The 25324-nt window shown below is 69.3% G+C and carries 30 protein-coding genes; 22 read left to right on the top strand and 8 right to left on the bottom strand.

Annotated elements, in window-relative coordinates:
* Window positions 1–11: 11 nt before the first annotated feature.
* The 3 genes from ACWCQ1_RS38410 to ACWCQ1_RS38420 all read right to left on the bottom strand — a co-directional run bounded on the left by ACWCQ1_RS38410 (window position 12) and on the right by ACWCQ1_RS38420 (window position 3222).
* Complete coding sequence (locus tag ACWCQ1_RS38410) at window positions 12–1175, bottom strand: S1C family serine protease (protein WP_358592138.1); 1164 nt, start codon at window positions 1173–1175, stop codon at window positions 12–14.
* Window positions 1176–1322: 147 nt separating this feature from the next.
* The gene (locus ACWCQ1_RS38415; protein WP_133045747.1) at window positions 1323–2345 is read right to left on the bottom strand and encodes a LacI family DNA-binding transcriptional regulator; all 1023 of its coding nucleotides are present in this window, start codon (window positions 2343–2345) and stop codon (window positions 1323–1325) included.
* Window positions 2346–2442: 97 nt separating this feature from the next.
* Complete coding sequence (locus ACWCQ1_RS38420; protein WP_133045746.1) at window positions 2443–3222, bottom strand: winged helix-turn-helix transcriptional regulator; 780 nt, start codon at window positions 3220–3222, stop codon at window positions 2443–2445.
* Between the two features lie 182 nt (window positions 3223–3404).
* Between ACWCQ1_RS38420 and ACWCQ1_RS38425 the strand changes: the two genes are divergently transcribed.
* From ACWCQ1_RS38425 to ACWCQ1_RS38460, 8 genes are all read left to right on the top strand, one after another.
* Entirely contained in the window at window positions 3405–4262 is an 858-nt protein-coding gene (locus ACWCQ1_RS38425) for an alpha/beta hydrolase (RefSeq protein WP_451028452.1), read from the top strand.
* Between the two features lie 36 nt (window positions 4263–4298).
* Entirely contained in the window at window positions 4299–4553 is a 255-nt protein-coding gene (locus tag ACWCQ1_RS38430) for a MoaD/ThiS family protein (protein WP_451028453.1), read from the top strand.
* 2 nt (window positions 4554–4555) lie between these two features.
* Complete coding sequence (locus tag ACWCQ1_RS38435) at window positions 4556–5812, top strand: hypothetical protein (RefSeq protein ID WP_451028454.1); 1257 nt, start codon at window positions 4556–4558, stop codon at window positions 5810–5812.
* 222 nt (window positions 5813–6034) lie between these two features.
* A complete protein-coding gene (locus ACWCQ1_RS38440; RefSeq protein ID WP_358592145.1) occupies window positions 6035–6775 on the top strand; it encodes an LmeA family phospholipid-binding protein in 741 nt (246 codons plus the stop codon).
* Window positions 6776–6979: 204 nt separating this feature from the next.
* Entirely contained in the window at window positions 6980–7060 is an 81-nt protein-coding gene (locus tag ACWCQ1_RS38445) for an Ms5788A family Cys-rich leader peptide (protein ID WP_350751515.1), read from the top strand.
* Between the two features lie 124 nt (window positions 7061–7184).
* On the top strand, window positions 7185–8024 hold the full coding sequence (locus ACWCQ1_RS38450; protein ID WP_133045742.1) for a sulfurtransferase: 840 nt from the start codon (window positions 7185–7187) through the stop codon (window positions 8022–8024).
* A gap of 58 nt (window positions 8025–8082) precedes the next feature.
* On the top strand, window positions 8083–8370 hold the full coding sequence (locus tag ACWCQ1_RS38455) for a DUF1416 domain-containing protein (protein ID WP_020122955.1): 288 nt from the start codon (window positions 8083–8085) through the stop codon (window positions 8368–8370).
* A gap of 520 nt (window positions 8371–8890) precedes the next feature.
* Window positions 8891–9154, top strand: coding sequence for a DUF3099 domain-containing protein (locus tag ACWCQ1_RS38460; RefSeq protein WP_133045741.1), 264 nt, complete (start codon window positions 8891–8893; stop codon window positions 9152–9154).
* A 31-nt stretch (window positions 9155–9185) separates the two neighbouring features.
* Here ACWCQ1_RS38460 and ACWCQ1_RS38465 read toward each other — a convergent pair whose 3' ends face one another.
* Entirely contained in the window at window positions 9186–9548 is a 363-nt protein-coding gene (locus ACWCQ1_RS38465) for a DsrE family protein (RefSeq protein ID WP_133045740.1), read from the bottom strand.
* Between the two features lie 142 nt (window positions 9549–9690).
* On the opposite strand from ACWCQ1_RS38465, the gene ACWCQ1_RS38470 reads away from it, so the two are divergent.
* The 6 genes from ACWCQ1_RS38470 to ygfZ all read left to right on the top strand — a co-directional run bounded on the left by ACWCQ1_RS38470 (window position 9691) and on the right by ygfZ (window position 14432).
* Window positions 9691–10428, top strand: coding sequence for a hypothetical protein (locus tag ACWCQ1_RS38470; RefSeq protein ID WP_451028455.1), 738 nt, complete (start codon window positions 9691–9693; stop codon window positions 10426–10428).
* The gene (locus tag ACWCQ1_RS38475; RefSeq protein ID WP_451028456.1) at window positions 10425–11297 is read left to right on the top strand and encodes a hypothetical protein; all 873 of its coding nucleotides are present in this window, start codon (window positions 10425–10427) and stop codon (window positions 11295–11297) included. Before ACWCQ1_RS38470 ends, ACWCQ1_RS38475 begins: the two co-directional genes overlap by 4 nt.
* Complete coding sequence (locus ACWCQ1_RS38480; RefSeq protein WP_451028457.1) at window positions 11294–12169, top strand: hypothetical protein; 876 nt, start codon at window positions 11294–11296, stop codon at window positions 12167–12169. The genes ACWCQ1_RS38475 and ACWCQ1_RS38480 overlap by 4 nt, the downstream gene beginning before the upstream one ends.
* Window positions 12170–12427: 258 nt before the next feature.
* Window positions 12428–13003 (top strand): FABP family protein, encoded by a 576-nt coding sequence (locus tag ACWCQ1_RS38485; protein ID WP_133045737.1) that lies wholly within the window; start codon window positions 12428–12430, stop codon window positions 13001–13003.
* A gap of 16 nt (window positions 13004–13019) precedes the next feature.
* Window positions 13020–13457, top strand: coding sequence for a Fur family transcriptional regulator (locus ACWCQ1_RS38490; protein ID WP_133045736.1), 438 nt, complete (start codon window positions 13020–13022; stop codon window positions 13455–13457).
* 9 nt (window positions 13458–13466) lie between these two features.
* Window positions 13467–14432 carry a CAF17-like 4Fe-4S cluster assembly/insertion protein YgfZ gene (gene ygfZ / locus ACWCQ1_RS38495; RefSeq protein ID WP_451028458.1) on the top strand — a complete coding sequence of 322 codons (966 nt, stop codon included), beginning with the start codon at window positions 13467–13469 and terminating at the stop codon, window positions 14430–14432.
* 55 nt (window positions 14433–14487) lie between these two features.
* Here ygfZ and dtd read toward each other — a convergent pair whose 3' ends face one another.
* Window positions 14488–14913 carry a D-aminoacyl-tRNA deacylase gene (gene dtd / locus ACWCQ1_RS38500; RefSeq protein WP_133045734.1) on the bottom strand — a complete coding sequence of 142 codons (426 nt, stop codon included), beginning with the start codon at window positions 14911–14913 and terminating at the stop codon, window positions 14488–14490.
* A 159-nt stretch (window positions 14914–15072) separates the two neighbouring features.
* Here dtd and ACWCQ1_RS38505 point away from each other — a divergent pair, with 159 nt between their 5' ends.
* The 3 genes from ACWCQ1_RS38505 (at window position 15073) to ACWCQ1_RS38515 (ending at window position 18028) form a co-directional block, all read left to right on the top strand.
* Window positions 15073–15702 (top strand): RsiG family protein, encoded by a 630-nt coding sequence (locus ACWCQ1_RS38505; RefSeq protein ID WP_133045733.1) that lies wholly within the window; start codon window positions 15073–15075, stop codon window positions 15700–15702.
* 22 nt (window positions 15703–15724) lie between these two features.
* Window positions 15725–16702: an asparaginase gene (locus tag ACWCQ1_RS38510; protein ID WP_451028459.1), complete on the top strand. Its 978-nt coding sequence runs from the start codon at window positions 15725–15727 to the stop codon at window positions 16700–16702.
* A 72-nt stretch (window positions 16703–16774) separates the two neighbouring features.
* Window positions 16775–18028: a GNAT family N-acetyltransferase gene (locus ACWCQ1_RS38515; RefSeq protein WP_451028460.1), complete on the top strand. Its 1254-nt coding sequence runs from the start codon at window positions 16775–16777 to the stop codon at window positions 18026–18028.
* Between the two features lie 256 nt (window positions 18029–18284).
* Here the strand turns inward: ACWCQ1_RS38515 and ACWCQ1_RS38520 are convergent, their stop codons facing one another.
* Entirely contained in the window at window positions 18285–18470 is a 186-nt protein-coding gene (locus tag ACWCQ1_RS38520; RefSeq protein WP_133045730.1) for a hypothetical protein, read from the bottom strand.
* A 178-nt stretch (window positions 18471–18648) separates the two neighbouring features.
* On the opposite strand from ACWCQ1_RS38520, the gene ACWCQ1_RS38525 reads away from it, so the two are divergent.
* Window positions 18649–19563: a winged helix-turn-helix domain-containing protein gene (locus ACWCQ1_RS38525; RefSeq protein ID WP_133045729.1), complete on the top strand. Its 915-nt coding sequence runs from the start codon at window positions 18649–18651 to the stop codon at window positions 19561–19563.
* Window positions 19564–19607: 44 nt separating this feature from the next.
* On the opposite strand, the gene ACWCQ1_RS38530 is transcribed toward ACWCQ1_RS38525, so the two are convergent.
* Window positions 19608–19796, bottom strand: coding sequence for a hypothetical protein (locus ACWCQ1_RS38530; RefSeq protein ID WP_133045728.1), 189 nt, complete (start codon window positions 19794–19796; stop codon window positions 19608–19610).
* 244 nt (window positions 19797–20040) lie between these two features.
* Here ACWCQ1_RS38530 and ACWCQ1_RS38535 point away from each other — a divergent pair, with 244 nt between their 5' ends.
* Both ACWCQ1_RS38535 and ACWCQ1_RS38540 read left to right on the top strand, forming a co-directional pair.
* Window positions 20041–20916 (top strand): GntR family transcriptional regulator, encoded by an 876-nt coding sequence (locus ACWCQ1_RS38535; protein WP_133045727.1) that lies wholly within the window; start codon window positions 20041–20043, stop codon window positions 20914–20916.
* A complete protein-coding gene (locus ACWCQ1_RS38540; RefSeq protein ID WP_358592162.1) occupies window positions 20916–21653 on the top strand; it encodes an HAD family hydrolase in 738 nt (245 codons plus the stop codon). Before ACWCQ1_RS38535 ends, ACWCQ1_RS38540 begins: the two co-directional genes overlap by 1 nt.
* Here the strand turns inward: ACWCQ1_RS38540 and ACWCQ1_RS38545 are convergent.
* On the bottom strand, window positions 21644–21877 hold the full coding sequence (locus ACWCQ1_RS38545; protein ID WP_133045725.1) for a hypothetical protein: 234 nt from the start codon (window positions 21875–21877) through the stop codon (window positions 21644–21646). The two genes, ACWCQ1_RS38540 and ACWCQ1_RS38545, sit on opposite strands and share 10 nt — an antisense overlap.
* Window positions 21878–22027: 150 nt before the next feature.
* Here ACWCQ1_RS38545 and ACWCQ1_RS38550 point away from each other — a divergent pair, with 150 nt between their 5' ends.
* Together ACWCQ1_RS38550 and ACWCQ1_RS38555 are read left to right on the top strand one after the other, a co-directional pair.
* Window positions 22028–22927, top strand: coding sequence for a GntR family transcriptional regulator (locus ACWCQ1_RS38550; RefSeq protein WP_358592167.1), 900 nt, complete (start codon window positions 22028–22030; stop codon window positions 22925–22927).
* A 288-nt stretch (window positions 22928–23215) separates the two neighbouring features.
* Complete coding sequence (locus ACWCQ1_RS38555; protein WP_358592876.1) at window positions 23216–25321, top strand: aminoglycoside phosphotransferase family protein; 2106 nt, start codon at window positions 23216–23218, stop codon at window positions 25319–25321.
* Window positions 25322–25324 lie beyond the last annotated feature (3 nt).

The raw sequence follows: 25324 nt of genomic DNA on the forward strand, positions 1-25324 counted from the left end.
GAGGTGAGGGGTCAGTTGGAGCCGCCGGCCCGCAGGTGCGCCAGGTCGGCCTTGACGGTGTTGATCGGGATGGCGAAGCCGAGGCCGATGCTGCCGGCGTCCGAGGAGCCGGAGGAGGATGAACTGGCGGAGTACATCGCGGAGTTGATGCCGATGATGTCGCCACTGGCGTTGATCAGCGCGCCGCCGGAGTTGCCGGGGTTGAGGGAGGCGTCGGTCTGGATCGCCTTGTAGGTCGTGGTGGAGGAGCCGGTGTCGCCGTTGAACTGCTGGCCGCCGAACGAGAACGGCCACTGTCCGTCGCCGCCCTGGCCCTGCTGCTGGTTCTCGTCGGTGGAGACGGTCACGTCACGGTTGAGCGCGGAGACGATGCCGCTGGTGACGGTGCCGCTGAGGCCCTCGGGGGAGCCGATCGCCACGACCGTGTCACCGACCCGGACGCCGGAGGAGTTGCCAAGGGTGGCCGGATGCAGGCCGGAGGCGCCCTCCAGCTTGATCAGCGCGAGGTCCTTCTTGCTGTCGGTGCCGACGACCTTCGCGGTGTACGACTTCCCGTCGCTGGTCGTCACCTTGATCGACTGCGCGCCGGAGATGACGTGGTTGTTGGTGACGATCTCGCCGTTGCTGGTGATGATCACGCCGGAGCCGGTGGAGGTGCCGTTGCTCAGCGTCGCGCCGACCTCGACCACGCTCGGGCTGACGGCCGCGGCGATGGAGGCGACGTCGCCCTGCTTGCTGGAGGGGACCACGCTGGTGGTGGTGGAGCTGGTGGCGGCGGTGTCGCTGCCGGTCAGCTCCTGTATGCCGTACGCGGTGCCGCCGCCTATGGCCGCGGCGACGATCGCCACGGCGGCCAGCAGGGCGATGGGGCCCCGCGGGCGCTTCCTGGCGGCCGGTGCGGTGCCGGGGGCCGGCTCGGCGGGAACGGTGGGCAGCACCGCCGTACCGCCACCGTTCCCGCCACCCTCTCCGCCGGCCATGGACTGGGGCTGACCCGGCCAGACGGTGCTGCCCGGCTGGACGGTGACCGGCTCCGCCTGCGGCGGCTGTGCGGGCCGGTGCGCCGGCGGGGGCGGCCACTCCGGGTTCACGGGGGAGGAGAAGTGCTGCTGGGCGCCCTGGTAAGGGTTCTCGTACTGCTCGTACTCGCCGTCGCGGCGGAAGCTCTCGGTCATGTCAAAAAGCTTGGCCCGTGACCATGAGAGCTTCCTGAGTGCCCGCTGAGAAGCCCGACAGAACCTCGTATGCCCGATATAAAGGCCGTACTCGCAGCCGGGAGAGCTCTCTCAGGTGCTTCTCATACGGCGTTCATGCGGCGCTGATCACTCGCATCCGCAGGATTTCCGGGCCACCAGGCGCGAGGGGAAGGTCTTCAGCCGCTCCCGCCGGGACCCGGCCACCCGCAGCCCGTCGTCGAGTACGAGGTCCACCGCGGCCCGCGCCATCGCGCTGCGGTCGGAGGCGACCGTCGTCAGCGGCGGGTCGGCGAGTGCCGCCTCCTTGATGTCGTCGAAGCCGGCCACCGCCAGCTCGCCCGGCACGTCGATGCGCAGCTCGCGCGCGGCCCGCAGGACGCCGATGGCCTGGTCGTCGGTGGAGCAGAAGATCGCGGGCGGCCGCCGGGGCCCGGCGAGGAGCTCCAGCGCTATCCGGTAGGCGTCGTAGCGGTTGTACGGCGCCTCGAACAGCCGCCCCTCGGTCGGCTTGCCGGCCTCCTCCATGGCGCGCCGCCAGCCCTCGACGTGGTCGGAGACGGGGTCGCCGACGGCGGGTGTCTCGGCGGTACCGCCCATACAGGCGACGTACTCGTACCCGTGTTCCAGCAGATGCCGCACGGCGAGATGGGCGCCGCCGAGGTCGTCGGTGACGACGGCGACGTCGTCGATGGCCTCGGGCCGCTCGTGCAGCAGCACGACCCGGGCGTCCCAGGCCTCTATCTCGGCGGCGGCCAGGTCGTTGAGGGCGTGGCTGACCAGGATGAGCCCGGAGACCCGCATCCCGAGGAAGGCCCGCAGATAGTGGACCTCGCGCTCGGCCACGTAGTCGGTGTTGCCGACGAGCACCATCTTCCCGCGCTCGGAGGCGGCCTGCTCGACCGCGTGCGCCATCTCCCCGAAGAAGGGCTGACGGGCGTCCGGGATGATCAGACCTATGAGATCCGTGCGCCGGGACGCCATCGCCTGGGCGACGCGGTCGGGGCGGTACCCCAGCTCCTTGATCGCGGCGAGGACACGCTCGCGCGTGGCCGGGGCGACCGGCCGGGGTCCGTTGTTGATGACATAGCTGACGACGGCGGTCGAAGTCCCCGCCAGTCGCGCCACATCATCCCGAGTCACCTTGGCCACGCGCGGAGTCTACGCGGATATACCCGCCGCGGGCAGGGCGAGCGGAAGCTTCCGCACACACCTCGTGTGCGGAAGCAATGCCCAGCCCAGGGGCCCGCTAAGCGTCCGCGGCCACCTCGGCCGCGCCAAGCACCGCCGTCTCGTCCGCATCCTCCGTCTTTGCCCGTTCTGCCTTGGCCTTGGCTTCGTCGGAGACCCGGTCGCCCTTCTCGGGAGTAACGAATCGATAACCGACGTTGCGGACGGTCCCGATCAGCGACTCGTGCTCGGGGCCGAGCTTGGCCCGCAGCCGCCGTACGTGCACGTCGACCGTCCGGGTGCCGCCGAAGTAGTCGTAGCCCCAGACCTCCTGGAGCAGCTGTGCGCGCGTGAAGACGCGGCCCGGGTGCTGGGCCAGGTACTTCAGGAGCTCGAACTCCTTGAAGGTGAGGTCGAGGACCCGTCCCTTCAGCTTGGCGCTGTAGGTCGCCTCGTCCACCGACAGATCGCCGTTGCGGATCTCCATCGGGGAGTCGTCGTTGACGATCTGCTGGCGTCCCATGGCCAGCCGCAGCCGGGCCTCGACCTCCGCCGGGCCGGCGGTGTCGAGCAGGACGTCGTCGATGCCCCAGTCGGCGGTGACGGCGGCGAGACCGCCCTCGGTGACGACCAGGATGAGCGGACAGCCGGGGCCGGTCGAGCGCAGCAGCTGGCACAGGCTGCGGACCTGCGGGAGGTCACGGCGTCCGTCGATGAGGATGACGTCGGCACCGGGGGTGTCGACGAGAGCGGGGCCTTCCGCCGGTGCCACGCGGACGTTGTGCAGCAACAGGCCGAGGGCCGGAAGCACCTCCGTCGACGGCTGGAGGGCGTTGGTCAGGAGCAGCAGAGAACTCATACGTCTGGTTCCTCCTCGGTCCCTGCGAGGACGTGTGCGGTACGTCACCTGCTCTGCGATCCCGAAGGCCCCGTACACCAGCGGTCACCTGGAGTTTCCCGCTTCGTATACAACGCTTCCGAAAGCACAAAAGGACCCGGGGGCGTCGCTGCCCGAGTCCTCTGCCCAGCAGAATAGCCCACATGAGCATCACTCCGGCAGGTCATGTGGCACGTTCCATCGTTCGTCCGCATGCCGAGACGACCAGACACGCCCCTATGCGGACGTTTCTGACCACGGACGACGGCGTGACGATCGATTCCGTATACGATCCGCCGGCCGCCGTATACGACGTCTCCGCGCCATCTGCCGTTGATCTCGCGTTCGTGATGGCCCACGGCTTCACGGGCGACGTCGACAAGCCGCATGTGCGCCGGGTGGTGGAGGCGTTCGCGCGGTACGGGGCGGTGGTCTCCTTCTCCTTCCGCGGCCACGGGGCCTCCGGCGGGCGCTCGACCGTCGGCGACAAGGAGGTGCTCGACCTGGCGGCCGCGGTGCGCTGGGCCCGGGAGCTCGGGCACACGCGCGTGGCGACCGTCGGCTTCTCCATGGGCGGTTCGGTGGTGCTGCGGCACGCGGCGCTGTACCGGCCGGAAAGGGGCGGGAACGCGCATACGGACGCGGTCGTCTCGGTGAGCGCGCCGGCCCGCTGGTACTACCGGGGCACGGCCCCCATGCGCAAACTCCACTGGCTGGTCACCCGCCCCGAGGGCCGGCTGGTGGGCCGCTACGGCTTCCGCACCCGGATCATCAACCGCGACTGGGACCCGGTCCCGCTGTCCCCCGTCGAGGCGGTGCCGGCCATCGCGCCCACCCCGCTCCTCATCGTGCACGGCGACCAGGACGGCTACTTCCCGGTCGACCACCCCCGCATGCTCGCGACCGCCGCCGGTGACCACGGCGAACTGTGGATCGAGGCCGGCATGGGCCACGCCGAGCACGCCGCCTCCGACGACCTCCTGGCCCGCATCGGGGACTGGACCGGGCGCCGGGCGGGCTAGCCTGACGCTGTACACCGCCGATTGATTGAGGAACGGATGCCAAAGGTCACGGTGCGCTACTGGGCCGCCGCGAAGGCCGCGGCCGGGCTCGCCGAGGAGCCGTACGACGCGGACACCCTCTCCGAGGCGCTCGACGCCGTGCGCGCGCGACACCCCGGTGAACTGGTGCGCGTGCTGCAGCGATGCTCCTTCCTCGTCGACGGTGACCCCGTGGGCACCCGCGGACATGAGACGGTACGGCTGGCCGACGGCGGCACGGTCGAGGTGCTCCCGCCGTTCGCAGGAGGGTGACGATGACCGACCAGCCGTACGACCCGTACCAGCAGCAGCCGCGGCAGGAGTGGCCGGCCCAGCAGCCGTACCAGGGTTACGACGACCCGTACGCCGCCCAGCAGCACACCCAGCAGTGGCAGGACCAGACCTGGGAGACCCAGGTCCACGCACCGGCGCAGACGCCGGGGGCGGCGCCCTACCCGCCGGAGGAGCGGGGTGAGGCGTCGTGGCAGCACGGGGCGCCGGAGTGGCAGCAGCAGGCGCACTACCCGCAGCACCAGGCACCCCAGCCGCAGCCGCAGTGGCACCAGCAGGCGCAGGAGGGGCAGGGCTACGAGGGATACGAGGGTTATGCGGCGCAGGCCGGCCATGCCGGGTCCGCCGCCTACCCTTCTCACGCGCCCGCGGCTCACGCCCCCGCGCAGACGACGGGCCCCTCGGGTCACGCCCCCGGCCACCCGGCAGGCGCGCCCACCGCCGACCCCGGTTACGGCCCCGCCACCCTCTCCGGCAACGCACGCGTCACCGATGCCCAGCGGGCCCGCCTTGAGGGGCGTTCGCCGATCATCGAGCCCGGGATGCAGCCGGCCGCGCTGACGGCGCTGCTCGGGCTTCTCCTCTCGGGTACGGCGGCCATCGGCTCGTACGCCCTGCTCCTCCCCCTCGTCGTCCTCCAGGCGGTCACCGCGGCGGGCTGGTTCCGCCTGAACGGCATGTGGCCCGCCCGCCAGGGCATCGCGCTGGCCTTCCTGGGCGCGCTGGTGGCCGACGCCGCCCTGCTGGCGGCGGGCCGCGAGCACGGACCGGCGGCCATCCTCGGCACGCTCGGCGTCTGGGTCCTGCTCTCCCTGGTCCTGCAACTGCGCTCGCACGCCGACCCGGACGAGCGGATGTACGGCCTGATGGCGACGGTCGCCTCGGCGGCGCTGTCGATCCTCGCGGCCGGTTACCTCGCGGCCGACACGGACGCGGTGTCCGTGGGCGCGGCGGCGGTGGCGGTGGCGCTCCTGGCCCGCGCCCTCCCGCTGCCCACCCCGGCCTCGCTGGTGGTCGCGCTGCTCGCGGCGGCGGGGGCGGGCATCGCGGTCGGCGGCATGACGGGCTTCGGGACGAAGGGGGCCCTCCTGGGCGCCGCCGCGTCCCTCTGCGCCCTCATCGGCCACCGCGTCGCCAGCTACGACTACCCGTCGAAGTTCGTCCACTTCACAGCGGGAGTGGCCCTGCCCCTGACGGCAGCGGCCCCGGCGGTGTACGTCCTGGGCCGAGCACTGGGGTAGTCCCATCAGACCGTCCGGCGTTTGAGGACGATTCCGGTTCAGGGCAGATGCGGGGGTCTGGGGGCGGCAGCCCCCAATGGACGGCGCCCACAACACCGCCCGCCCCCCTGTCACAGGTGATCAACAATCCCCCTGGCCCAAGCCCCGCAGGGTTACGCTCCGAAACGGCGGTCACTAGTCCGTCGTAGACCAACGTTGTCGGCCAGGTGGGGGAAGTACCGAATGCGCGCCCTGCGAATACTTCTGATCGTCGTCGTGATCCTGGGCGGCCTCTTCGTGATCGCCGACCGCGTCGCGGTGTACTTCGCCGAGAACGAGGCCGCCGACAAGGTGAAGACCACCGAGAACCTCGCCTCCACCCCGGATGTCTCCATCAAGGGCTTCCCGTTCCTCACCCAGGTCGCCGCCGGCAAGCTGGACGACGTACGCATCGGCATCAAGGACTACGAGGCCGACACGGGCGACACCACCGCCGGCGCCCCGAAGAGCATCCGCATCGACGATCTCCAGGCCGACATGAAGGGCGTCACCTTCACCGGCGACTACAGCTCCGCGACCGCGTCCACCGCGACCGGCACCGCCACCATCGCCTACGACGAGCTGCTGAAGGCCGCGAAGTCCCAGCCGACGCAGATCATCCCCGGCGTCAACGCCCAGGTCGTGGGCCTCTCCGACGGCGGCAGCGGAAAGATCAAGGTCGACGTCAAGGTCACGGCCGCCGGCGCCTCGCAGACGTACCCCGTGCTCAGCACCGTCACCGTCGACGGCGACTCGGTCAAGGTGCACGCCGACAACCTGCCCAAGCTGGTCGTCGACCTCGCCGATGCCCGGATCCGCTCGATCACCGACTTCCAGCAGACCATCGACCGGCTGCCGGGCGGTGTGAAGGTGGACGGTGTGCAGGCCGCGAAGAACGGTGTGGAGATCACGGTGAAGGGTTCGAACGTCAAGCTCGCGGGGTAGGACGGGACCGTTCGGTGATGGACGGGGAGTGTCCGAGGGGCGAGACACGGATGTCCGTACGACAGCTGCGGTGACCGATACATCCGGCCGCGAGCCGCGCCACGGCGGCCCGGAGGCTGATCGCATCCCACATCCCGGACGATCGCATCTCACGATACGACACAGCGGTGACACGCCCGCCTGTCCGTCCCTACGATCGAGCTCATGAAGCGACAGGCGGACCTCACGAAGCGGCGGGCAGTAGACCTGTGCCGCGTCGCCGCCATGCTCTGTCGCCCCTTCTGAGCGGAAGGCGCAGACCTCCGCATCCCCCCGCCCTGCTCAGGGCACCGGTGCGTCGCCCCCGTACGGGCGTGTGCACCCCGCAGACTCGTATGCCCCGCCGCAACTGCCCCGGAGGAGAAAGAGCATGAGCCGCAGTGACGTCCTGGTCGACGCCGACTGGGTCGAGGCCAACCTCGACGACCCGAACATCGCGATCGTGGAGGTGGACGAGGACACGTCCGCCTACGAGAAGAACCACATCAGGAACGCGATCCGCATCGACTGGACCAAGGACCTGCAGGACCCGGTCCGCCGCGACTTCATCGACCAGGAGGGCTTCGAGAAGCTCCTGTCGGCGAAGGGCATCGCCAACGACACGCTGGTGATCCTCTACGGCGGAAACAACAACTGGTTCGCGTCCTACGCCTACTGGTACTTCAAGCTCTACGGCCACGAGAACGTCAAGCTGCTCGACGGCGGCCGCAAGAAGTGGGAGCTGGACGCCCGCGAGCTGGTCGAGGAGGTCCCGGAGCGCCCGGCGACCGACTACAAGGCCAAGCCGCAGAACACCGCGATCCGCGCCTTCCGTGACGACGTCGTCGCCGCGATCGGTTCGCACAACCTGGTCGACGTGCGCTCGCCCGACGAGTTCTCCGGCAAGCTGCTCGCCCCGGCGCACCTGCCGCAGGAGCAGTCCCAGCGCCCGGGTCACGTCCCGTCCGCGAAGAACATCCCGTGGTCGAAGAACGCCAACGACGACGGCACCTTCAAGTCGGACGACGAGCTCAAGGAGCTCTACGCCGAGGAGAACGTGGACCTCGCCAAGGACACCATCGCCTACTGCCGCATCGGTGAGCGCTCCGCGCTGACCTGGTTCGTCCTGCACGAGCTGCTCGGCGTGGAGAACGTCAAGAACTACGACGGCTCCTGGACCGAGTACGGCAGCCTCGTCGGCGTCCCGATCGAGCTCGGCGCCAACAAGTAATCACCCCCCGTTCGACCCGACCGGCCTTCCTCCGGTCAGACCCCTCTTGGAGAAAGACATGTGTGGAGCGAAGGCCGGCGGCCCCGACGCCTCGACGATCAAGCCCGGTGAGACGACGATCCAGGGCCAGGTGACCCGCGACGGCGAGCCGGTGGTGGGCTACGTCCGCCTGCTGGACTCGACCGGCGAGTTCACCGCGGAGGTTCCGACCTCCGCGACCGGCCAGTTCCGCTTCTACGCGGCCGAGGGCACCTGGACCGTCCGCGCCCTGGTCCCCGGCGCCACCGCCGACCGCACGGTCGTCGCGCAGCAGGGCGGCCTCGCCGAGGTCGCGATCGCCGTCTGACCGACACCCCACAAGCCAAGGGCCGCACCCCGGGCACCCACCCGACCTGCGGCCCTTCGGCATACCCGGCCCCACGCTGGAACCCTGCGCCGGCCCGCCGCCGTCACGCTCGACGAGTGCCTCGCACTGCTGCGCAGGCTTCGGAGCGCTGCACCGGACTCCGTCCGGCGGCCTCCGGCGCTGGGCCTGCGGTGAACTGGGCCTGCGGTGATCTGGGCCTGCGGTGATCTGGGCCCGCGGTGATCTAGGGGCTTGTCCGCCGCCTCCGCCTCCGCGTCCCGTCTCCGACCGGTGCCGGGGCCCTACCCTGGAGGCATGCTGGCCCGCCGCCGTCACGTGGCCCCTCCTTGATGCGCGCCTCGCACTGCTGCGCAGGCTTCGGAGCGCTGCGCCGGACTCCGTCCGGCGGCCTCCGGCGCTGGGCCTGTGGTGATCTGGGCCCGCGGTGATCTGGGGCTTGTCCGCCGCCTCCGCCTCCGCGTCCCGTCTCCGACCGGTGCCGGGGCCCTACCCTGGAAGCATGCTGGCACGCCGCCGTCACGTGTATTTCGCCATGATGGGTACCTGCGTCACGCTGTTCGTCCTGGCCTGGGGAGTCGTACGCATCTGGTCGATCCCGGCGGCCGTCGCCATGTGCGTCGTGGCAATGGTCATCCCGCCGGTCGCCGCCATGGTCGCCAACCGGCGGGGCCCCGAGGACCGCTGGTGGGACGACCCCTCCGGCGACCCCAAGTCCGACGAGTGGTGGGACGAACTCGACGGCAAGAAGCGCCCGCGCTCGTAGCCGGTGCCTGTGCGCCTGTGGTTCTGGGCGGTCAGTAGACCAGGGCCTGCGTCTCGTCCCCCAGTGCCTCCTGTACGAAGACCTGGGCGCCCGCGATCCGTACGCCCTCCAGGACGTCCTTCTCGGTGATGTCCCGGCGGGCCGCGCACTGGGTGCACAGGGTGACGCGGCCCGCGGCGAGGACCGAGTCGAGGAGGTCGGGCAGCGGGGCGGCGTGCGGCAGCTCGAACTCGGCGGCCCGCCCCGGCAGCGCGAACCACGCGGACTCCCCGGTCAGCCACAGCGAGACGTCGACACCGCTGGCCACGGCCACCGCCGCCACCGTGAACGCCTGCGAGCACCGCTCGGGCGCGTCGGCCCCCGCCGTCACCTTGATCACGAGCTTCTTCGCCATGGCCGAATCGTAATCAACTCCCCTGCAACTCCCCGCGTCGGCCATCGGTCTCCTGTGCGCGCGTGTATGGAATGCGCACGTCATGTTTTCGGTGGGGGATGTCTTGCAGGTACCGCAAGAACCAGAAGAAGTTTCCGCAGCCGTGTCCGCGTCCGTGTCCGAGCCCGGGGAGCCTCGCCGCCGTGGCCGTGCCACGGTCCTGATCGCCGTCGCCGCCGTGCTCGGGGTCGTCGCCGGTACCTGCACGGGTTATCTCGTCCAGGCGAACCGCGCCCCCGACGCGTTGCCCTCCCTCTCGCAGGCCGCGCTCCCCCAGGCGAAGGGCGACGGTCCCGAGCCGCTGTCCGCCGCTCAGGACCGCAGGATCAGTACGGACGGCGACCTGCGCAAGCTGCTGCTGAAGAAGCCGGTCGGGGCGCGGGACGCGGGCTACGCCATCGGTGCGGACGGGTGGCTGGACCTGGCCGGGTACGCGGAGACGTACGACAAGCCGGCCAGTGCCTTCGGTGACCTCGTCGCCGGCGAGTTCCGCCGGGCCGCCGTCGTCAACTGGCGGGAGGGCAGCTCGCTGTTCGTCGAGATCCGGCTCGTGCAGTTCCGCCAGGACGACGAACTCGTCGCCGCCGACGACGCGGGCGACGCCTACTACTGGGCCGGGAAGAAGCCCCACACCGACAGCTGGCCCATCCCGGGCACGGGTGACGGGATGGCGTACGTCCACAACTCGCCGGACCGCAAGGCCGGTTACACGGACGTCTACAACGGCGAGGCGCATGCCTGGCGCGGTGACATCGAGATGCAGGTCTGGGTCTCCTCCGCCAAGCCCGTCCCGAAGAAGAAGATCATGGACCTGGCCACGCGGCAGATGGAGCGGTTGTGAGCACCGAGAACCACACCGGGCCGGGGGAACCGGAGCCGGGCACGGAGCCGGAGACGCACCTCCTCGTCCCCGAACTCGTCGACGGCTCACAGGAGTCGGCCCTCGCAGTCGTCGGGAAGCCGGTACGCAGGCGCCGTATCGCCGCCATCGCGGCAGCCGTGCTGCTCGGCCTGGCCGTGGTCGGCGGGATCGGGTACACCGTCGTGACCGTGAACGGCGCGGACCGGGACGCGGGCGATGCCGTGTGGGACTTCCCGAAGGCGTCGGCGGAGAGGGCAGGGGGCACGGCCAGGGCCACCGGGCTCGCCGCGGCGCTCGTGCCGTACGGCCCGGACGGCTGGAGCCAGGGGCCCGACATCGGGGAGTACGGCCATGACGCGGCCTTCACCGGGGCGCAGGCGGCGGAACTGCGCAAGGAGGCGTTGAAGGGGCTGCCGCGCAAGCAGCGCGAGCCGCTGGAGAAGGCCATCGACAAGCAGCACACCAAGGGCTTGGCCATGCGCAGCTACGTGAGCACCGAAGAGCAGGCGTCCATCTACACGGACAAGGCGTCGACGGTGAGCATCGTGCTGGCCCAGATCGAGGACAGGTCGGCGGTACGGCGCGCGTCCCGCTTCCAGAACACATTCCTCCAAGGTCTGGGAGTCTTCCGGCCCGGACCGTCGATCAACGGTTACCAGGACGCCCGGTGCTTCCTGTCGCCGAAGGAGGCCGACGAGGAACTCGACACGATCTACTGCTCCGCCTACCAGGGGGAAGTCCTGGTCACCCTCACGGCGCAGTCGGCCAAGCCGATGCAGTCGTACGCCATCGGCCGCCTGCTCCAGGAACAACTCGACCGCATCAAGGACCCGGGGGAGGCCGTATGACCGGCCGGCAGCAGGAGAACACGGCAGCTGGGCCCGTGCCGGTGTCCCCGGAGCCCCCGCTCCTCCCACCCACCGCCGACCAAGATCCCCGGGCCGCCTCCGCCGGGAAGGGGCGCCCAGTGCTGCGCGCCGCGCTCCGCTGGACCGCCGCCGTGGTCGTCTTCGCGGTGGTCGGGGCCGGGACGGCGTACGGGATCGCCGGGATGAAGCGCTCGGACGTGCCCGGACTCGGGACCGCGTCGGACGGGCGGTGGGACTATCCCACGCTCAGCAGGCCACCGCTGCCTGCGGGCAGTCCGGGACCGTTCGCTGACGAGAACAAGGCGCAGTCCCACTTCGCGGACCTGCGTGCGCTCGTGCTGCCCCCGCCGAAGGGCGCCGTCGTCGACAAGGCGCTCGCCGGGACGGACGGATGGCTGGCCACCAAGGGCTTCCTGGCCGAGTTCTCGTCCAAGGACGACCGGGACGAACTCGCGCAGAAGCTGACCGACGACGGCCTGCGGCACATCGCCGCGCGCGGCTGGACCACCCCGGACGGCACCCGCACCCGGATCTACCTGCTCCAGTTCGACACGGCGACCGTCGCCGACGACCTGGTCGCGAAGAACCTGGGCGGATACGCGGCCCCCGCCCGCCCGGTGGTCGGCGCCGACAGCTACGAGGAGGACGCGGACTTCCCGGACGCGGCCAAGGTCACGAACATCTCGCTGCTCGCGTACGTCGAGAAGAAGCCGTACGGCGCCGAACAGGTCAGGCAGGCGTTCCTCACGGCCGGCGACACCGTCGCGATGATGGTGCAGTCCAGGAAGGGCACCGCGAAGGCCGTCCCGTTCCAGCAGACGGTCACCTTGCAGGGCCAGCTGCTCGGCTGAGCCCGCGGGAGCGGACCTGGCCAAGAGGGCCGGGCCCCGGCCGACTAAGCTGGGGCCCGGCTCTTGTGTACTCACGCCGCTGTACTCAACCGCTGTACTCACCCCGCTCAACCCGCTCAACAAGGAGCACCCCGTGCTTGAGGCATTCTTCGAAGCCCTGCTCGTCCTGGTCTGCGTCGGCGTCCTGGGCTTCGCCTACCTGACCGTGAAGAAGCTGTACCAGGGCCAGCGCTGACCCCCGTCTAGGAACCCCACCTCATGATCGAGATCCCGTCCGACCTCCACAAGGACCTCGTCCCCCTCGCCTTCCTGCTCGGCGACTGGGCGGGCGCGGGCGTCCACGACTTCCCCGGCGACGAGAAGTGCAACTTCGGGCAGGAGGTCAGCTTCAGCCACGACGGCCGCGACTTCCTGGAGTACCGGTCCCACACCTGGGTCCTGGACAACGACGGGAACAAGGTCCGCCCGCTGGAGTCGGAGTCCGGCTTCTGGCGCGTCGACGCCGAGCGCAAGGTCGAGGTGACGATGACCCGCGACGACGGCGTCATCGAGATCTGGTACGGCGAGCTCGCCGCCCAGAAGCCGCAGATCGACCTGGTCACCGACGCGGTGGCCCGCACGGCCGCATCCCGCCCCTACAGCGGCGGCAAGCGCCTGTACGGCTACGTCAAGAGCGACCTGATGTGGGTCGGCGAGAAGCAGACCCCGGACGTCGAGCTGCGCCCGTACATGTCTGCCCACCTGAAGAAGGTCGTCACCCCCGAGGACGTCGAGCGCTGGGCCAAGGCCCTCCCGGACGACCTGCCGGACGACGGGATCGCGTTCTTCAAGTAGCTCTAGACTCGTCGGTGTGGTGAGCACCGACTGGAAGAGCGACCTCAGGCAGCGCGGCTACCGGCTGACGCCGCAGCGCCAGCTTGTCCTCGAAGCAGTGGACACCCTGGAGCACGCGACCCCCGACGCCATCCTCACGGAAGTGAAGAAGACGGCGTCGGGGGTCAACATTTCCACCGTGTACCGGACCCTGGAGCTCCTGGAGGAGCTCGGGCTGGTGAGTCACGCCCATCTCGGGCACGGCGCGCCCACGTACCACCTCGCCGACCGCCACCACCACATCCACCTGGTCTGCCGGGACTGCGAGAACGTGATCGAGGCGGACGTCTCGGTGGCCGCGGAGTTCACCGCGAAGCTGCGCCGGGAGTTCGGCTTCGAGACGGACATGAAGCACTTCGCGATCTTCGGCCGCTGCCGGAACTGTTCCCTGAAGGGTTCAACTACCGAGTCGTAGGCTTGTCCCATGAAGAGCCCCCTGCTGTCCCTGCCCGGCGCCGTCCCCGCCGAGGGTCCGGACGAAGGCGTAGCCGCCCACTACGGCGACCTGTTCCGTGAGCAGCGCGCCCTCGCCGACGGCACCGGCTTCGTCGACCTCTCGCACCGCGGCGTGATCACCGTCGCCGGCGAGGACCGGCTGAGCTGGCTGCACCTGCTCCTCACCCAGCACGTGAGCGAGCTGCCGACCGGCCAGGCCACCGAAGCCCTCGTCCTGTCCGCCCACGGCCACATCGAGCACGCGCTCTACCTGGTCGACGACGGTTCGACGGTCTGGGCCCATGTGGAACCCGGCACCCAGGACGCGCTGATCGCGTACCTGGAGTCGATGAAGTTCTTCTACAAGGTCGACGTCGCCGACCGGACGGACGAGTTCGCGGTCGTCCACCTGCCGGCCGGTTCGATCGCGGAGGTCCCGGAGGGGGTCGTCGTACGCGAGACGCCGTACGGCCGTGACCTCTTCCTGCCCCGCGCCGACCTGGAGTCCTTCGCCGAGAAGGCCGGTCCGCCCGTCGGGATCCTCGCCCTCGAGGCCTTCCGCGTCGAACAGCACCGGCCCCGCCTCGGCTTCGAGACCGACCACCGCACCATCCCGCACGAGCTGGGCTGGATCGGCACCGCGGTCCACCTCCAGAAGGGCTGCTACCGCGGCCAGGAGACGGTCGCCCGGGTCGAGAACCTGGGCAAGCCCCCGCGCCGCCTGGTCTTCCTGCACCTGGACGGCAGCGAGGTCCATCTGCCCACCCCGGGCACCGAGATCCGGCTCGCCGACGAGGACCCCGACGGCCGAAAGATCGGCTTCATCACGACGTCCGTACGCCACCACGAGCTGGGCCCGGTCGCCCTGGCCCTGGTGAAGCGGAACGTCCCGGTGGACGCCCGGCTGGTGGCGGGGGAGACGGCGGCGGCCCAGGAGACGGTCGTCGAGCCGTAGATCCCCGGCAGCGTCGACGCCTACATCTCCAGAAGTCCTACATCTCCAGAAGTTCCTACATCTCCAGAAGCACGGTGAACGGGCCGTCGTTCGTCAGGGACACCCGCATCCGTGCCCCGAAGCGGCCCGTGGCCACCGTCGCGCCCAGTGAGCGCAGCTGGGCGACGACCTCGTCGACGAGGGGCTCGGCGACATCGCCGGGGGCGGCGGCGTTCCAGGTGGGGCGGCGGCCCTTCCTGGCGTCGCCGTACAGGGTGAACTGGCTGACGACGAGAAGCGGGGCGTCGATGTCGCTGCACGACCTCTCGTCCTGGAGCATGCGGATCGACCAGAGTTTGCGGGCCAGTTGGGCCGCCTTCTCCTTGGTGTCCTCGTGCGTGACCCCGACCAGGACGCACAGCCCCTCGCCGGTGATCTCCCCGACCGTCTCGCCGTCCACGACGACGCTCGCGCCGTCCACCCTCTGCACCACAGCTCGCATACGACCATCATGCCGGGCGGCCCGGAGCCGGCCGTGCGCGGGTTTGTTTCTGATGCTTAACCGGCCATCTGGGGCTGTTCGGGGGCACTCGGTCACATAGCGGCCACTTGGGGTGGCACGATGCTTCCCACACGCCGGTCGAGGGGACGGTTGAGGCACATGAGCACACCGAGTACCGGGCAGCAGCCCGTCTCGTGCGCGGGAGAACGGACAGTGGCCCGTCCGCCCGCACAACGCACCGACAGCCCGTGCGACAGGGGTGGTGCGGGCGGCGGCACGGGCGGTCCGCAGCTGTCCGTCGACCCGCCCGAGCCCGACCTGGCCGTGCTGAGTCTGGCGGAGCTGCGCACCCTGCGCCGGGACGCCCAGCGCGACGAGGCCGATCTCAGTTACGTACGGCGGCTGTTGCAGGGCCGTATCGACATCCTGCGCGCGGAACTGGCGCGCAGGTCACCGGCGGGCGCGGCGTCCGTGGTCGACCGGCTCCCGGAGATCCTGACCGACGCCCCGGCCCGGCACCGCTCCTCGGCCCGCCACGTCACGCTGGGCACGCCGCACAACGAGGAGTACCGCCGGCTCGCCGCCGACATGCTCGCCGAGGTCGAGCTGTCCGACCTGGCCGCGCGCACGGACCTGGAGCTGAACACCGCGATGGGCCGGCTCGTGCGGTACGAGCAGCAGGTCTCCCGGCGCCGGCAGCGGCTGCAGCGGACCACGGACGACTGCAGCGCGGAGATCACGCGCCGGTACCGTGAGGGGGAAGCGCAGGTCGACGACCTGCTCCTGTGACCCCTCCGGAGGGCCAGTGCGGATGTCCGAGCCCGTCGTGCCGCCCGCCGTTCCGCCTGTCATACCGCCCGTCCTCGCCGAGGTCGTACGCTCCGGATTCGTCGAGGGCAGGCACCGCGGCAGCCTCGTGCTCCTGGCGGCGGACGGGGCGGTGGACCTCGCGCTGGGCGATGTGACGTCCCCGGTCTTCCCGCGCTCCTCCAACAAGCCGATGCAGGCGGCGGGCGTCCTGCGCGCGGGCCTGGAGCTGTCGGGGGAGCGGCTGGCGCTGGCGGCGGCCAGTCACTCGGGCGAGCCGTTCCACCGCGAGCTGGTCGCCGCGATGCTGCGCGAACACGGCCTGACGGAAGCGGACTTGCAGTGCCCGTCCGACCTCCCCCTGGACGGGGAGGAGCGGGAGACCTACCTGGCCTCCGGCGCCGTACGCTCCCGGATCGCCGTGAACTGCTCCGGCAAGCACACGGCGATGCTGGCCGCGTCGGTCCACCGCGGCTGGCCCCTGAAGACGTACCTCGACCCCTCCCACCCCCTCCAGCACCTCATCCACGGCGTGGTGGAGGAGGCGTCGGGCGAACGGGTCACGGCCATCGGCACGGACGGCTGCGGCGCCCCCCTTCTCTCGCTCAGCCTGACCGGCCTGGCCCGCGCCTACCGCACCTTCGTCCTGTCCCCGCCCACCGCCCCGGAACGCCGCGTCGCGGACGCCATGCGCGCCCACCCCGAGTACGTCGCCGGCACCCGCCGCCACGACACCTGGCTGATGCGCGATCTCCCGGGCGCCCTGTCGAAGATGGGCGCGGAGGCGGTCCAGGCGCTCGCCCTCCCCGACGGCCGAGCCCTGGCCTTCAAGATCGAGGACGGCACACCCCGGGCCCTGCGACCGGTGCTGGGACGGGCGTTGGCGCTGATGGGGGTGGACGCGGCGGTGGCGGAGCGGCTCGGGAAGGTGCCGGTGCTGGGGGGCGGGCGGGAAGTGGGGGAGATCCGGGGGGTGTTCTGAGCGCACCAGGCACGCCTGAGGCCAGCGGAAATCCCCGCGACACCCTCCCCGCCGTCCGCCTACCGTGATCCCATGAGCCGAGCCGTTGACATCGACGTCCGTCCGGTCACCGAGGGGGAGTTCCCCGAGTGGATACGGGCGGTGAACACCGGTTTCCTGCGTCCGCCGACCCCGTCGGAGGCCGAGCTCGAGGCCCGGCGCGGGCAGTTCGAGGCCGGTCGCTATATCGGGGCCTTCGACGGGGACCGCTGTGTCGCGACGTTCCGGTCCTTCGCCCAGGAGGTCACCGCGGTCGGCGGCGCCTCCGTGCAGGCCGACGCCATTTCCGGCGTCACCGTCACCGCCACCCACCGCCGCCGCGGACTGCTCACCCGGATGATGACCCAGGACCTCGCGACCGCCAAGGAGCGCGGCGACGTCGTGGCGACGCTCATCGCCGCGGAGTACCGGATCTACGGCCGCTACGGCTTCGGCCCCGCCACCACCTCAACCGAGTGGATCGTCGACGTCCCCCGCACCGGCCTCGACCCCCGCTGGTCCGGCCCGGTCGACGGCGCCCGCGTCGACCTCGTGGACGGCGACGACGTACGGAAGATCGGCCCCGAACTCCACGACCGCTTCCGCCGCGCCACCCCCGGCGCCGTCAGCCGCGGCGACTGGTGGTGGCAGCTCAACACCGGTGCCGTCCGTGTCGACCCGAAGTGGACCGAGCCGTTCTTCGCCGCGTACCGCGCGCCGGACGGCACGCTGGAGGGTCTGGTCGCCTACGAGGTGGACGACAAGTGGGGCGACGCGGGGCAGCCGCTGGACACGGCGACCGTACGAGGCATGATCGCGACCACGCCGGCCGCCGAGCGGGCCCTGTGGTACCACCTCTGCTCGATCGACTGGGTGACGCAGGTGAAGACCGGCCAGCGCGCCCCGGACGACCTGCCCACCGACCTGCTCCCCGACCCGAGGGCCGCCCGCGTCGTCTCGCAGGCGGACTGGCTGTGGGTGCGGATCCTGGACGTCGTACGGGCCCTGGAGGCGCGGACGTACGAGGGTACGGGCTCGCTGGTGCTGGAGATCACCGACCGCGCCGGTTACGCGGGCGGTCGCTACCGGCTGGAGGCCTCGCCGCAGGGCGCGTCGTGTACGCCGACGCGGCAGAGCGCGGAACTCTCCCTGGACGTCTCCGAGCTGGCGGCGCTGTGGCTCGGCGACCAGTCGGCGGTACGGCTGGTGTCGCTGGGGCGGGTCCAGGAAGAACGAGCGGGCGCCGGCCGGTCGGCCGACGCCCTGCTGCGTACGTCCAGGCGCCCTTGGTGCCCGGACATGTTCTGAACCTCCTCACGCGCGACGGCGGTTGACTTCTGATCTCTCATCCGTAGCTGTGCTGTTCAGTTGTGACTGTGCTGATGGAGCTCATGGAGCCGATGGAGCTGTTCAGTTGTGGCTGTGCGGGTGCGGCTGCTGAGCCGCCGGTGTTGAGTTGTCGATGTTGAGTTGTGACGGTGCGCTTGGTGCAGACTGACCGGGCTCCCGGCTCCCCTCCGGAAGGGAGCCCGGCCAGCCGAACCGGGTTTCGGCCGACGCGAGGTCAGCCCGACTGGGCCAGCAGCATCACGAGGATGACCGCTCCCAGTCCGCTGATGACGGTGTTCCTGGCCTTGAGCCCGATGGACAGCGCGAGGAACGCGATGATGCCCATCGGTCCGTACTTCCACTGGACGAGCTGCTCGAATCCGAAAGCGAGGGCGGCGACGGCAAGGGCTACGAGCGGCATGACGGTCCCTCCTTCGGGACGGGAGGAGGACCCCTGTGGCCAAGCCTCCGGATGTTCCGACCATGTTGTTCAAGGTTGCTCAAGTTGGTGACCAACTTCACTGTACTTATCTCCGCTTGGAAGCGGCTTATAACCACCTTCTCTGGAACTGCCGAAAGATGGCGGGAAGTTGTAGTGTTTGGTCGTGGACCCCCAACACGCCGCCGTCAATGGGCGGAAGAGGTCACAGCGGTCACAGAAGTCCCACAGAGAGGTGGCCGACGAGCTGCGTGCCCGGATCAGGTCGGGCGAGCTCCGTCCGGGCCAACGCATGCCCACGCAGGCCAGACTGGCCGACGAGTTCGGCGTCGAGCGCGGTGCCGTACGCCAGGCGCTGCGCATCCTGCAGTCGGAGCACCTGCTCACCAACGTCTCCAAGGGCGCGCCCGCCACCGTGGCCCCCGACCTGGGCCTGGGCGCCGCACCGATCGGCCCCGGAGCCCCGCCGCTGCCCACCATGGTGGCGCTGGCCCCGCGCATAGCGGCCGCGTTCGCGGAGCCGCACGTCGAGATAGACGCCCTGTGCCTCACCTCGGTGTCCCTGACCCTCGCGATCGGCGAACCGCTGCGCCAGATCCACGCCGGACAGCTGAAACCGGCCAAGGTTGACGTCCGCGTCCTGCTGCCCAGCAGCGACATCGAACTGGCCTTCCCGACGCCCGTGGACGCGGCGATGGACGGCCGGCTGCAACGCCGCTGGGTGTCCCACCGCAACGCCCAGGTCCAGGTCCTGCGGCACAACCTGCTGGCCCTGCGCGCCACGCACGGCATCGATGTCGAGGTCACTTTCCGCTCGCTGCCCTTCACCCCACCGGTGAAGCTGTACTTGCTCAACGGGGTGGAGTCCCTCTTCGCGTACTACACGGTCACGCGCCGCGAGGAGGAGATCGACCACGAGCCCCTGGAGATGTACGACGCGGAGGGCACCCAGTCCATGCTGTTCGCCTTCGAGCAGGGCGCCGACCTGCGGGACACGACCTTCGTCGAGCAGTCGTACCTGTGGTTCAACGCGCTGTGGGAGACGATCAGTTCGGAGCTGTTACTCGCGAACTGACCGTCTCCCACAACGATGACACCGGCCGCCGGGACGGGCTCCGCTCATAGAGCGGGTCCGGCGACCAGCAGGGCCAGGACGACGGCGCCGACGGAGCTGACCGTCGGGTTCTTCGCCTTGATGCCTATGGTGAGGAGCGTCAGGCCGATGATCCCGGTGACGCCGTACTTCCACTGGACGGTCTGCTCGACGCCGACGACGAAGACGGCGGAGAGGAGGGCGAGGACGGGCATGGTGGTTCCCCCTTCAGGCTTCGCGGGCGGGCGGGCGGTGCGGCGGTGCGGCGGTGCGGTGGGGGGTGCGGAGGCGGGACGGGCGGAGCGGACGGAGTTGAGGAAGGCCGATTCGAACGAGGAGGCAAACCTTCCGCCAACTCTTCCAAGTTGGCAACCAACTCCAACTAAGTTATCCCCACTTGGTCCCTACTCATAAACAAGTCGCCAACAACTCCCAGCAGATGGATCCGAGTTGTAGCGTTTGGTCGTGACTCAGGAGAACGTGGCAGTGAACGGCAGCAGAAGGTCCCCCCAGGAGATCGCCGACATCCTCCGCGAACGCATCCGCACCGGCGACCTCAAGGCCGGCGACCGCCTACCGACCCAGGCAGAACTGGCGGACGAGTTCGGCGTGGAACGGGGTGCGGTACGCCAGGCCCTGCGCGCGCTCCAGGAGAGCGGCTTGCTCACCAACGTGAGCAAGGGGAGCCCGCCCCGCATCGCCGAGCCTGCGCCGGTCATGGGCGAGCCTCAGCCGACGATGGTGGGCCTGGCGCCGCGGCTGGCGGAGGCGTTCGCGGCGCCGCAAGTGCGCGTGGACGCCGCATGCCTGACCTCCGAGACCCTGATGCTGGCGCTCGGTGAACCCCTTCGCCGAATCCACGCGGGCGAGATACGACCGAAGTCGATCGACGTCCGCCTCCTGTTGCCGTCACGGGAGATCAACCTCGCCTTCCCGGTCCCGGTGGAGGGCCGCGGCGAAGACGATCCCGTCCATCAGCGCTGGCTTTCCCAGCGCAACGCCCAGGGGCAGGTGCTCCAGCACAATCTCCGGGCGTTGCGGGCCACTCACGGCATCGACGTCCATGTCACGTTCCGGGCACTGCCGTTCACGCCTCCCATCAAGCTTTACCTGCTCAACGGCAGCGAGGCGCTGGTCGCCTACTACATGATCACCAAGAGGGAGGAGGAGTGGGGCAGCGAGACCCTGGACATGTACGACGTCCTGGGCAGCGAGTCCCTCCTCTTCTCCTTCGAACAACGGACCGGTCAGCGGGACGCCGCCTTCGTCGACCAATCCCAGAAGTGGTTCAACGCCCTCTGGGAAACCATCACTACGGACCTGACACTCTCCTAGTGACTCCTGATACGACGCAGACTGATCTGGTGGCAGTAGAGACAGGGAACCTGCGAGAACTGATCACCAACGCCCGCTTCGTGCTCTTCGACTTCGATGGCCCCATTTGTCGGCTGTTCGCCGGGCACACGGCGGAGCAGGTGGCGAAGGAACTCGTCGCCTGGCTGGAGGCGCAGGGCCTGCGCGGCTTACTGACCGAGGAGGAGCGGGTCCATCCGGACCCGATGGTGGTGCTCTATGCCGTCAACCGACGTCATCCGCACAGCGATCTGGTGGCCGAGCTGGAGGAGAGGCTCACCCAGCAGGAACTCAAGGCCGTCGCTTCCGCGATGCCAACAGCCTGGGCGGACCCGCTGATACGCACGTGGAGCGCGGTGGGCACCCGCCTCGCGGTCACCACCAACAACTCGCCCCGCACGGTTTCCGATTACCTTACAAGCCGCGGTCTGGTCGAGTGTTTCGCCCCGCACCTCTATGGACGCACCAGCGATCTGGAACTGCTGAAGCCGCACCCCCACTGCCTGAACAGAGCTCTCAACGCGATGGGTGCCGCTCCGTCCGCCGCCCTGATGATCGGCGATGCCCCCACGGACCTCTGGGCCGCGGAGGAGGCAGGAGTACCGTTCCTGGGCTACGCGCGTAACGAGTACAAGGAGAAGCAACTGAAGGACGCCGGCGCGCGGGATGTCGTGGGGTCACTGCTACCGATCCTGCGGGAGTTGCGGAATCAGGCGTAAAGGCAGAGCGCGATAAGGGCCAGAAGGAGACCGGCCGCCCACCACTCCGGGCTGGTGTCGATGCTCCGCCGAAGCCCCTGTACCAGTTTCCTGATGAGCACCGGCGTCAGAGCCAGCATCAGTGCCCCGGCCACGCCTGCCAGCCCGAGTCGCGACGTCGCCAGCTGTCCCACCTCAAATTGGAGGACCGCTCCGACCAGTTGGAAGAAGATCACGAGTCCCACCCCGTCCACTACAGCGAATCGATCAACTAGCCGTCCAATTGGACTGGTTGTCCGTAGATTGGTTGTGCCCTGACTGCTTGATCCCTTAACGATCCGCCCAATGTGACTTGAATTGGTTTGCTTGTGCCGCCGGGGAGGTACGGTCGCGGTGTGACCGTGGAACATGGTGGTGGCATCGGGAGGGGGGCGTTCCCCGTCCTGGAGGCGCTGCGTTCCCGGATCGCCGAGGGGGTTTACGCGGCAGGTACCCACCTGCCGCCGCAACGGGCGCTCGCCGAGGAGTTCGACGTCTCGCGCGACACCGTGCAGAAGGTCCTCAACGAGTTGAAGAGCGAAGGCTGGATCGATTCCCGCCAGGGCAGCGGATCGTGGGTCGTGGACGAGCCGCCCATCCACTCTCTGGTTCAGCCGCCCACAGCGCCTCGCCTTCGGCCGGCTCTGGGGCCCTTTATCGCGCGTGCGTTCGCCCAGCCCACCGTTCAGCTCGATGTGTTCACGCTGACATCGGAGAGTCTGGACGCCCATATCCGGTTGCAGGCTGAGCGCATCCGTACAGGAGAGATCCACCCTGAGCGCATCGAGGTGCGGATGCTCCTGCCCGCCGATTCGGTGGCTCTGCCGTATCCCAGGGCCAACAGGTTGGCCGGAGGCCCGGACGTGACGGACATCGATGGTCGGCTCCAGGACCGGTTGCGCGACATCACGAAGCGACACACGGCCTCGCTTCGCTCCGCGTTGCGGGACCTGGAGACGGAAGGGCTCGTGCCCCGAGCGAGGGTGGACGTCCGGTGGATACCGCTGGCTCCCCCCTTCAAGCTGTACCTCCTGAGGGACAGCGAGGCGCTCTTCGGTCCGTACAAGGTGGTCGAACGTTCGATTTTTCTGGATGATGACACGCAGATCGACGCCCTGGACGTTCTCGGACTGGGATCGACGCTGACGCGCCACGTCAACGACCCGGGCGATCCCAACTCCACCGGATCTGTGTTCATGGAGAGCTGGCAGGCCTGGTACGACTCCTGGTGGAGCATCCTCGAGGTGCCTTCCTGAAGCCTGCCCGGCATGCGAAGAATGCGGGGCGGCGTGAGACTGACGTCGATTCAGGACGTACTCAAGTAAGTGACTGTTTGGTGACGGTGGCATCGCGCGAGTGGGCAGGGCACTAGCCTGTGGCCATTCACTTTCGCGCATGAGGATTAGCGCTAGCGCATAACTATTCAGGAGTGCCCCTTGGGTGGTCCATCAAAGCCTGGAGCCCGGCGAACGGTGTACGACGATTTCGTGCGCTACGCCCGGGCCGTGGGGGAGTTCGGCCGGGGGCATCACAATCTCAACTACATGGTGCGGCCGCTCACTGAGGAACACCGGCGGCTCATCGGCAGTCTGGACGGTGAGCTGGTCACGCTGAGGCAGCGCATCCGCCATGCGTTGCCCGTGGTCATTCGAACCTGGCAGAACGAAGCCGAGATTCTCGGGGTCGTCCGGGGTGTCCTGCCACACGTACCGCGCTGCCTGGTCCAGACCCGCGACATGACCATCCTGAGCTACGTCCAGGGTGTGCCACTGTCCAGTATCTGTCCCAACGGCAAGACGGTGGACACCAATCTGATTGCCGCCTTGACCGACCTGCTCGCGGACATGACGCAGGTACGCAGAAAGGATCTGCCACCGTTGCCGCAGTCGTGGCCCCGCCATGGCAGGGACAGCCGCGCGTTTCTGCGAGCCCTGGCCCATGCGGCGGAAGTGCAGATCCGGCAGCGCAACTGGCCCCGCTTCGGGGGCCTGTTCGCCATGCTCGGCATTCCGGAGGACGCCATGGTGCGGTTCGCCGAGCGTGTGCCGACGATGAGCACCCGCCCCTTCAGCCTGCTCCACACGGACCTGCACCGTGACAACGTGATCGTGTCGTATCACGGAGATCCGCCACTGATCTGCGTCGACTGGGAGCTGGCGAGCTACGGGGACCCACTGCACGATCTCGCCACACATCTGGTGCGTATGCAGTACCCCGAGCATCAGTGGCAACAGGTGATGGAAGCGTGGCGCGACAGCATGGGGCGCCGAAGCCTCAAAGCTGTCAACGGCCTCGACCGGGACCTCAAGCACTACGTGGACTTCGAACGGGCCCAGTCCGTCTATCCGGACGTCATGCGTGCCGCGACCTCCCTCGGTGACTCCTTCGACCAGCGAGACCTGGACGAGGCAACCAGTGCGGTGCGCAGGGCACTCATCTCGGCCGAGGAGCCTCTGCGGCTCAAGAGCGTGCCGGACGTGCAGGCGATCGAGCGCATCCTCTTCCGCTGGAACGTGTCCCACGGGAAGCGGCACAGCCGCGACCGCGCGGTGTCGGTCACCTGGGAGCGCGACGAACGAGTGCCGGAGCATCCGATGTTCCCCTCGTCGGCTGTGGCGGAGGCCTTGTTCGAAGAGGGCGCCGCGTCGGCGGATCGGGTCTTCAAAGGCACGGCGCATCTCAGCACGGCAGTGCGGGTGAGCGGATACCAGGACCCCGTCATGGTGCGGAGGAAGGTGGGCACCGGCAGCCCTCTGGAACGGCGATTCCTGAACGAGCACGTCGTGCTCAGGGCAATCGAGCAGTCAGGGGTGCTGGTGCGGGCACCGAAGGTGCTGGCACTGGGCACCAGTGAGCTTGGGGACCAGTTCACCATTCACTCCTACGAAGGTCCGAAGGGACGTATCCGGCACCCGAACCATCCGGAGGACGGGCTGCTGCCGCACGAAGCGGACGATCTCGTCAACCAGCTCTGTGCTCTGACGTACGTCAACTGCGAGAAGCTCGAACAGCCGCCCCTTCCCCATATCGACTTCTACGCGCACCTCAGCGGCGAACTCATCCGTATGGTCGCCGAACTCCCCAAGAAGACGGCAGACCTGGCCCGTGAACTGGGTCTTCCCAGCAGCTACCGGCTCGGCGAGATCCTCGGCCGGCACAAGGTGACGCAGCGTCGTTCCGTCCTGCTGCACGGTGACCTGAATCCGTGGAACATGGTGCGCCGCGAGGACGGCAGCGGCCTGACCCTCATCGACTGGGAAATGGCGATGGTGGGTGATCCCCTCTACGATCTCGTCCGGCACATGCACCTGACTCCGACCCTGCCGGACATCCGGGAGCGCCTCTTCTCCCGTTGGGCCGCACTGCTGCCGACGGACTGCACGGTGGGCTGGCAGCAGGACTGGCGGGTGTACCGCTGGATCGAGATGGTCCGCTCGGCCTATGTGGACCTTGACCGGCTCGTGGCCGGGGACAGCCTGGAGGCCCCCAATGTCCGTCGAGCGGTGGAACGGTACGCCATGACCCTGACCGAGGCGACAGCGACTCTCGGGCTCAAGACCAAGTCCACGGCCAATCCCTACCTTGCCCTCGCGTTGCCCCACGGCAACCATGGAGGTTCTTCGCCGGACGGGTATGCCGACGGCTTGTGACCC

Source organism: Streptomyces sp. NPDC002144 (assembly GCF_053593695.1).